At 73.8% G+C, this 7,352-nt stretch carries 8 protein-coding genes; 6 read left to right on the top strand and 2 right to left on the bottom strand.

Annotation, left to right across the window (positions count from 1 at the left end; all coding sequences use genetic code 11):
* A partial coding sequence (locus EBN88_RS27120; RefSeq protein ID WP_147472866.1) for a serine/threonine-protein kinase occupies positions 1-963 on the bottom strand: 963 nt, incomplete at its 3' end.
* A 130-nt stretch (positions 964-1,093) separates the two neighbouring features.
* On the opposite strand from EBN88_RS27120, the gene EBN88_RS27115 reads away from it, so the two are divergent.
* From EBN88_RS27115 to proC, 6 genes are all read left to right on the top strand, one after another.
* Entirely contained in the window at positions 1,094-1,645 is a 552-nt protein-coding gene (locus EBN88_RS27115; protein WP_233581021.1) for a hypothetical protein, read from the top strand.
* 194 nt (positions 1,646-1,839) lie between these two features.
* Positions 1,840-2,187: an ArsR/SmtB family transcription factor gene (locus EBN88_RS27110; protein ID WP_122399684.1), complete on the top strand. Its 348-nt coding sequence runs from the start codon at positions 1,840-1,842 to the stop codon at positions 2,185-2,187.
* The gene (locus EBN88_RS27105; RefSeq protein WP_122399683.1) at positions 2,184-2,474 is read left to right on the top strand and encodes a hypothetical protein; all 291 of its coding nucleotides are present in this window, start codon (positions 2,184-2,186) and stop codon (positions 2,472-2,474) included. Before EBN88_RS27110 ends, EBN88_RS27105 begins: the two co-directional genes overlap by 4 nt.
* Positions 2,475-2,571: 97 nt before the next feature.
* Entirely contained in the window at positions 2,572-2,724 is a 153-nt protein-coding gene (locus tag EBN88_RS30870; protein WP_158621547.1) for a hypothetical protein, read from the top strand.
* 4 nt (positions 2,725-2,728) lie between these two features.
* A complete protein-coding gene (locus tag EBN88_RS27100) occupies positions 2,729-3,505 on the top strand; it encodes a class I SAM-dependent methyltransferase (protein WP_122399682.1) in 777 nt (258 codons plus the stop codon).
* A gap of 225 nt (positions 3,506-3,730) precedes the next feature.
* Positions 3,731-4,543 (top strand): pyrroline-5-carboxylate reductase, encoded by an 813-nt coding sequence (proC, locus tag EBN88_RS27095; protein WP_122399681.1) that lies wholly within the window; start codon positions 3,731-3,733, stop codon positions 4,541-4,543.
* A 98-nt stretch (positions 4,544-4,641) separates the two neighbouring features.
* Here proC and EBN88_RS27090 read toward each other — a convergent pair whose 3' ends face one another.
* Positions 4,642-7,197, bottom strand: a complete 2,556-nt coding sequence (locus EBN88_RS27090; RefSeq protein WP_122399685.1) for an ABC transporter permease — start codon at positions 7,195-7,197, stop codon at positions 4,642-4,644.
* Between the last annotated feature and the right edge of the window lie 155 nt (positions 7,198-7,352).

The raw sequence follows: 7,352 nt of genomic DNA, 5'->3' as shown, positions 1-7,352 counted from the left end.
GGCCGTCGTCGCCTCGGACCCGGCGCCGCGCCGCCCGCCCGCTCCGGTGTCGGACCCCGCGCCCGCGACGCCGCGCCAGACGGGCGACTCGCGCACCCCGGCGGCCTGCGCCCTGCTGTCGGCCCAGGCCGCCATCCGCAACACCGCCGCGACCTCTGGCCGTTGCTCCGGGTCCTTGACCAGGCACAGGCTCACCAGATCCCGCAGCGAGTCGGGCACGTCGCCCAGGTCGGGCGACTCGTGCACCACCCGGTAGGCCACCGCCAGCGGGTCCCCGCCCGCCAGCCGGCCCGCCTCGAACGGGCTGTGTCCGGTCACCGCGTACGCCACGACGGCGCCCAGCGCGAAGACGTCGGCCGCCGTCGTCACCTCGCCGTCGCCCGTCAGCTGCTCGGGCGCCATGAACGGCGGCGAGCCGAGCACCGCGCCGTCCTCCGTCAGCCGGTGACTGTCGCCCAGCGCCCGCGAGATGCCGAAGTCGATCACCCGCACCCCGTCCTCGGCGAGCAGCACGTTGCCCGGCTTGAGGTCGCGGTGCACCAGCCCGCAGCGGTGGATGTCCAGCAGCGCCTCGGCCAGCTCGGCGCCGACCCGCGCCGCCTCGCGCGGGGTCAACGGGCCCTGCCGGTCTATCCGTTCGGTCAGCGAGCCGCCCGGCACATAGAGCGTGGCCAGCCACGGCGGGTCGCCGTCCGGGTCAGCGTCCACAACGGGCGCGGTGAACGCGCCGCTGACCCGGCGGGCCGCCTCCACCTCGCGGCGGAACCTGGCGCGGAAGCCCGGGTTCTCCGCGTACTCGCGGCGGATCACCTTGATCGCGACCTGCCGCCCGGCGACCGTGCGCGCGAGGTGGACGACGCCCATGCCGCCGCTGCCCAGCCGCCGTTCCACCACATAGTCGCCGATGCGCTCGGGTTGGTCGCCCCCGCGCCCCGGTCTGTTCTCGCCGCCACCGTCCGCCATGCGACTCCCCCTGAAGTGGCTTGGTACCCGTTCCGCACGGGCTACGTCGGTCTGTCGCGATTACGCCGGGGACAGCGTACTTGCGCGGGCGGAGTGGGCCCGTGTCGCCGGCACGGAGATAATCGACCACATGTCCAAGTCTGTGCGGCCCACCGTCACCTCGTCCGCGTCGGATCGCCAGGACCGGCCTCAGGCCCAGCCGCAGGCCGAGTCCCCCGGCGAGCCGCGCCCCGAGCCGATCCGGTTCTACGGCACCAGCTGGGTGGACCGTTCCGGCGGCTACCGGGTGCGCCGCGTCGGGCTGTTCCTCGGCGCGCTGGTGCTGACCCTCGGCGGGGCACTGGTGTTGACGCTGGGCTACGGCGGGTTGACCGGCGCCGAGACCCCGGGCTGGCTGGGCGCGCTGGTGGCGCTGGCGTTCGCCATCTGCACGGCGCTGGCCTTCACGCGGCAGTGGCTCGGCTGGACCAGGCCGGCGCCCGACGCGCGGGTCGACGAGTCGGCGTTCCGCTCGATCAACGTGGTCGGCTTCGTCGGGGTGCTCGCCGCCTACACGCTGCGCAGCGCCGTCGAGGCGCCGGGGGAGCGGCTGGCGCGCGCCCGCCACGAGGAGGCGCTGGAGCGGCACCGTCGCCTGGTGGCCAAGCGTTCCCGCAACCCGGCCCGCCGCCGGCGCGGTTGACCCGGCGGGAGCGCGCACTCCGCGCGCGACCCTGACCCCGCCCTCAGGGGCGGCTCAGGGGGAACCCCCAGCTGTCCCTGGCATGTGTCAGCTTTTCTTGACGCGTGCCGCGCCGCGCTGCGACTCTGAACCCGGTGAACACGGCACGACCCGCGCGAAAGGGACAGCGGGAGCGGCGTGGGGAGGGAGGACCCGTGCCCGAGAACGATCCCGACGCCGCCTGCGGCGGCGACCACCTGTTGAAGGTGCTCGGCGCCCTCAACAACCCGCACCGACTGCGGATCGTCGCCGCGCTCGCCCGGAGTCGCAACTACGTGAGCAGGCTGGCCAGGGAGACCGAGATCAGCCGCCCGCTGCTGCACATGCACCTGCAACGCCTGGAGTCCGCCGGGCTGGTCACCAGCTCGCTCGAACTCTCCAGCGACGGCAAGGCCATGCGGTTCTACGAGGTGACTCCGTTCTTCTACCAGCTCACCCCCGACAGCATCGCCCAGGCCACCGAGACGCTCAGCAGGACCGGGCAGAGAGAGGAAACGCGGTGAACGAGCCCCTGATCCACCAGGCCGCCGGCGACCCGGCCGGCGTCTGGGCGGCGGCCCTGGGCACCGGCGGCGTCTTCGTGTTGATGATCGTCGTCGTCTGGCAGATAGCGGCCACCTGGCGGGCCCGGATGCTCGCGGGTCGGGAGGACGAGTACCGCCGTCTGGCCGCCAAGTACGCCGAGCTGCTGGAGGACAACACCGAGATCCTCCGCCGCTACACCGACGAACTCGCCGAGACCCGCAGGTCGATCGGCTCCGTGGAACGCATGATGCGCGAGGTCGACTGACCTCGGCCGCGCCCGTTCCCCGAAGTTCCCCGGCCCCCGAACCGGGTCCCCACGTCCCCCCGCTCGCGAAGTGCCCATCAACGGAAGGGAGTTACCCATGCGTGCCCTGCACCGCCTGGTCCGCATCCTGCGGCCGGGCCCGCCCAGCGGCGAGTACGACGAGGACGGCTTCCCCCGGGAGCACCCCCGCCCCCGGTCCCGGCCGACGCCCAAGCACCCTGGTGCCGAGGGGGCCGGTGAGGAAGGCTGAGGCCATGCGGACCTCAGACTTCGCCACCTCGTTCAACGCCGTCGCCGCCGAGTACGCCGCCGCCCGCCCCGACTACCCGCCGACCCTCTACGACGCGCTGGAGGAGGCGTTCGGCCGCCCCCTTGCCGGCGCCCACGGACTCGACGTGGGCGCCGGCACCGGCAAGGCCACCCGGGGCCTGAGCGAACGCGGCGTCCATGTCACCGCCGTCGAGCCGGGCGCCGGCATGGCCGCCCAACTCCGCACCGCCTCGCCCGGGGTGCCGCTGGTGCGGGCCAGCGGAGACGCCCTCCCGTTCGCCGACGGCAGCGTGGACCTGGTCTCCTACGCCCAGGCCTGGCACTGGACCAGACCCGTGGCGGCGCTCCCCGAGGCGATGCGGGTGCTGCGCCACGGCGGCGGCCTCGCGCTGTGGTGGAACACCAACGACCGCACCGTCGACTGGGTCGACGAACAGGTCAACCGGCTGCGCGAACGCCTCCCGCAGCACGGCGCCCACGACATCACCCGGGTCGTTGGCCACCACCTCACCGCCCTGGAGCCGGCGCTCCAACCCGTCTACCGCGAGGTGACCTGGCGCCGCACCGTCCCGCTCGCGACCCATCTGGCCAACCTCGCCACGCACTCCCAGTTCGCCGTGCTCGACCCGGAGGAGACCCGCCCGGTGCTCGCCCGCGAGGAGGCGATCGTCGGGGAACTCTTCCCGGACGGCCTGGTCGAGGAGCCCTATGTCGTCCGGCTCACCTACCTTCCCCGACCGGTCCGGCTCACCTCCGACTGAACCGGACCGGACCGGACCGACTGGCCCGGACCGGACCGGCGGGACTGACCGGCACCCGGACGGCCGCGACGCCCCCGCCGCGCGCGGTGCGAGGATGACGACGGGACCGTTGTCCCCGCGCGGCGGCCGTCATCCCCGCGCGGCCGGGGCGGGCGCCCCGGCGGGTCGGTCGCCCAGAGCACGTTCAACCCAGAGCACGTTCAACACGGAGCAGGTGAGCCACGGATGTCCGGGAAGATCGCCGTCGTCGGCACGGGAAAGATCGGCGAGGCCCTGCTGGTCGGCCTGTTGAAGGCCGGCAGGGCCCCCGCCGACGTGCTGGTCACCGCCCGCCGCCCGGAGCGCGCCGCCGAGCTGCACGCCCGGCACGGGGTGGCGGCGGTGGAGAACGCCGAGGCCGCCAAGCTCGCCGAGACCCTGATCCTCGCGGTCAAGCCCCAGGACCTGCCGGCCCTGCTGGACGAGCTGGCGCCGCACGTCTCCGCCGACCGGCTGGTGATCAGCGCCGCCGCCGGCATCCCCACCGCGTTCGTCGAGTCCCGCCTCACCCCGGGCACGCCCGTGGTGCGCGTGATGCCCAACACCCCCGCCCTCGTCGACCAGGGCATGTCGGTGATCTCCGGCGGCGCCCACGCGGCCGAGCACCATCTGGCCGCCGCCGAGGCCGTCTTCGACGGCGTCGGCCGCACCCTGCGGCTGCCCGAGTCCCAGCAGGACGCCGCCACCGCGCTCTCCGGCTCGGGACCCGCCTACTTCTACTTCCTCGTCGAGGCCATGATCGACGCCGGTATCCTGCTCGGCCTGCCCAGGGACAAGGCGCACGAGCTGATCGTCCAGGCCGCCGTCGGCGCCGCCGTGATGCTCAGGGACACCGGCGAACACCCGGTCGCGCTGCGCGAGGCGGTCACCTCCCCGGGCGGCACCACCATCAGCGCCATCCGCGAGCTGGAGAACCACGGGGTGCGCGCCGCCCTGCTCGCCGCCCTGGAGGCGGCCAGGGACCGCAGCCGCGAACTCGGCGCCGCCACCGGCGCCTGACCCGCGACGGGCGCGCGACCGCGAACGAGCGCACACACAGGCGCGGGGGCGCGACGCCCAAGGCGCCGCGCCCCCCACACCCGTGCCCCGCGCGCCCGTCACTCCGTGGCGATCGCCCGCAGCACGTTCATCCGCCCCGCGCGGAACGCCGGCAGCAGCGCCGCCAGCAGCCCGGCCACCGCCGAGCCGACGAACACCGTGCCCAGCGTGGGCCACGGGATCTCCAGCACCCGGAACCCGCCCAGCTCCAGCAGCCGTTGCGCGGTCAGCCCCCACGCCATGCCGAGCCCCAGGCCCAGCAGCGCGCCGAGCAGCGCGATCACCACGGACTCCAGCCGCACCATTCGCCGCAGCTGGAGCCGGGACAGGCCGATGGCCCGCATCATCCCGATCTCCCTGGTCCGCTCGATCACCGACAGCGCCAGGGTGTTCACCACGCCCAGGAACGCGACCAGGACCGCCAGCGCCAGCAGCGCGTAGATCAGGTTCAGCAGCCCGCCGATCTCCTCCTCCATCCGCTGCTTGTAGTCGGCCTGGTTGGCGACCTCGTACTGCGGGAACTGGTCCAGCCGCTCCTTGAGCGCCGCATAGGCCGCCTCCTCCTGGCCGTCCTCCGCCCGGGCGAACATCGCGACGTTCAGCGGCATCTCCTCGCCCAGCGACTCCCGCGCGGTGTCGATGCCCAGATACAGGGCGCCCTGGTCGATCACCGTGTCCTCTGAGGTCACCGCCGCGAGGGTCACCTCCGTCGAACCGCCGCCGACGAAGTCCAGCCGCACCGCGTCGCCCACGGACAGCCCGTGGTCCCTCGCGAACGACTCCGGCACCGACATCGACCCGGGCCCGAACGCCTCCACCAGCTCGCCCTCGACCGTCTCCGACCGCAGGTCCTCGGCATAGGTCGGCGACGCCGCCACCAGCTCCTCGTCCCCGCTCGTCCCGTCCGGCGTGGTCACCGTGGCCCACACCGAGGTGTACTCGGTGACATGGACCAACCCCGGGGTCTCCCGCACCAGCCGCGCGGCCTCGTCGACGATCGGCTGACCCATGCTGTCCACGATGAAGTCGGCCCCCACCGTGCGGTCCAGCTGGTCGGAGGCCGAGGCCACCACCGAGGACCCCACCACGGCAAGACCGCTCACCAGCGCCAGCCCGATCATCAACGCGCTGGCGGTCGCGCCCGTGCGCCGGGGATTGCGCAGCGCGTTGCGCCCCGCGAGCCGCCCCACCGGACCGAACGCCCGCAGCACCAGCCCGTTCACCACCCGCATCGCCAGCGACGCCAGCAGCGGCGCCGCCACCACCATGCCGACCAGGGTGCCCAGCAGCCCGAGCCCGAGGAACGCCCCACCGTCCGAGCCGTCGTCCGCCATCGCCGCCAGCAGCAGCGCCGCCGCCCCGGCGCCCGTCAGCACCAGCCCGACCGCCGTCCGAATCCGGCCGGCGCGGGCGTCGCCCGGCGTCCCGGCGTCCCGCAGCGCCGCCATCGGCGACACCCGGCCCGCCCGCCGCGCCGGCAGCCAGGCGGCCACCACCGTGGCCAGCACCCCCACGGCCATCCCGGCCACGGGCGTGGTCGCCGTCACCGTCAACGAGGCGTCAGCCAGGTTCATCCCCAGCGACTCCATCCCCCTCAACAGCAGCATCGCCAGGCCGATCCCGACCCCGACGCCCAGCGCCGAGCACACCACGCCCAGCAGCAGGGCCTCGATCAGCACGGAGCGGTTGACCTGGCGGCGGCTGGAGCCGATGGCGCGCATCAGGCCGATCTCGCGGGTGCGTTGGGCGACGAGCATGGAGAACGTGTTGACGATCAGGAAGATCCCGACCAGCACCGCGATCCCCGCGAAGCCGAGCATCGCGTACCGCAGCACGTCGAGGAAGCCGACCTCCTCCATGGCCTCCTTCCGGCTCTCCTCCCGGGTCTGGACCTCGAAGCCGCCACCCAGCTCGTCGGCGATCCGCGCCTTCAACTCCGCGTCGCCCACCCCGTCGACCGCGTCCACCGCGACCGAGCTGACCCGGTCGGCCGCGCCCAGCAGCGTCGTCCGCGCCGCCGTCTCCTCGAAGAACACATAGGCGACGCCCGGGTTGCTGCCCTGGAACTCCGCGATCCCGACCACCGTCACCGGATGGCTGCCCGAGGCCGTCACCGCCGTCAGCGCGTCACCCACCGCCACCCCGGCGTTCTCGGCGGTGTCCGCGTCCACCACCACCTCGTCCCCGGCGGCCGGCTCCCGCCCCTCGACCAGCTCCATCAGCCGCTGGCTCACCGGCCCCCAGTCACCGCCGGTGGTGGGACCCCCGCCGTCCCACTCCAGGCTCTCGTTCTCGGCGTCGACCACGGTCAGCCCGGTGCTCTCCACCGCCCCGAACGCCTCCGCCACGCCGTCGACGGCCGCCACCCGCTCCACCACGTCCGCGGAGAACGACTCCGGAACGCCCGTGTCCTGGGCGTGCTTCTCCTCCTCGGCCTGCACGGTCACATCCGAGGTCGTCGCGCCGAAGAAGCGCTCGAAGGTGGTGTTCAACGTGTCGCTGAAGACCAGCGTCCCGCAGACGAACGCCACCGACAGCACGATCGCGACGCCCGACAGCACCATCCGCGCCTTGTGCGCGTAGAAGCTGCGCAGCGATGTCCTGAGCACGGTCACGACGTCCGCCCCCAACCCCGGGACGAGCTGTCGAAGTTGCGCATCCGGTCGAGGACGCGGTCGGCGGTGGGGTCGCGCATCTCGTCGACGATGTGGCCGTCGGCGAGGAAGACGATGCGGTCGGCGTAGGAGGCGGCGACGGGGTCGTGGGTGAC

It is taken from the genome of Streptomyces triticirhizae (assembly GCF_003696235.1).
GTDB lineage: Bacteria > Actinomycetota > Actinomycetes > Streptomycetales > Streptomycetaceae > Streptomyces > Streptomyces triticirhizae.
The sequence above is the reverse complement of the archived record's forward strand: the minus strand, read 5'-3'. Positions and strand labels throughout refer to the sequence as shown.

Excerpts from the sequence above, each read along its gene's own strand:
- EBN88_RS27115 (WP_233581021.1), top strand. The coding sequence starts at position 1,094 with ATGTCCAAGTCTGTGCGGCCCACCGTCACCTCGTCCGCGTCGGATCGC.
- EBN88_RS30870 (WP_158621547.1), top strand. The coding sequence starts at position 2,572 with ATGCGTGCCCTGCACCGCCTGGTCCGCATCCTGCGGCCGGGCCCGCCC.
- EBN88_RS27100 (WP_122399682.1), top strand. The coding sequence starts at position 2,729 with ATGCGGACCTCAGACTTCGCCACCTCGTTCAACGCCGTCGCCGCCGAG.
- proC (WP_122399681.1), top strand. The coding sequence starts at position 3,731 with ATGTCCGGGAAGATCGCCGTCGTCGGCACGGGAAAGATCGGCGAGGCC.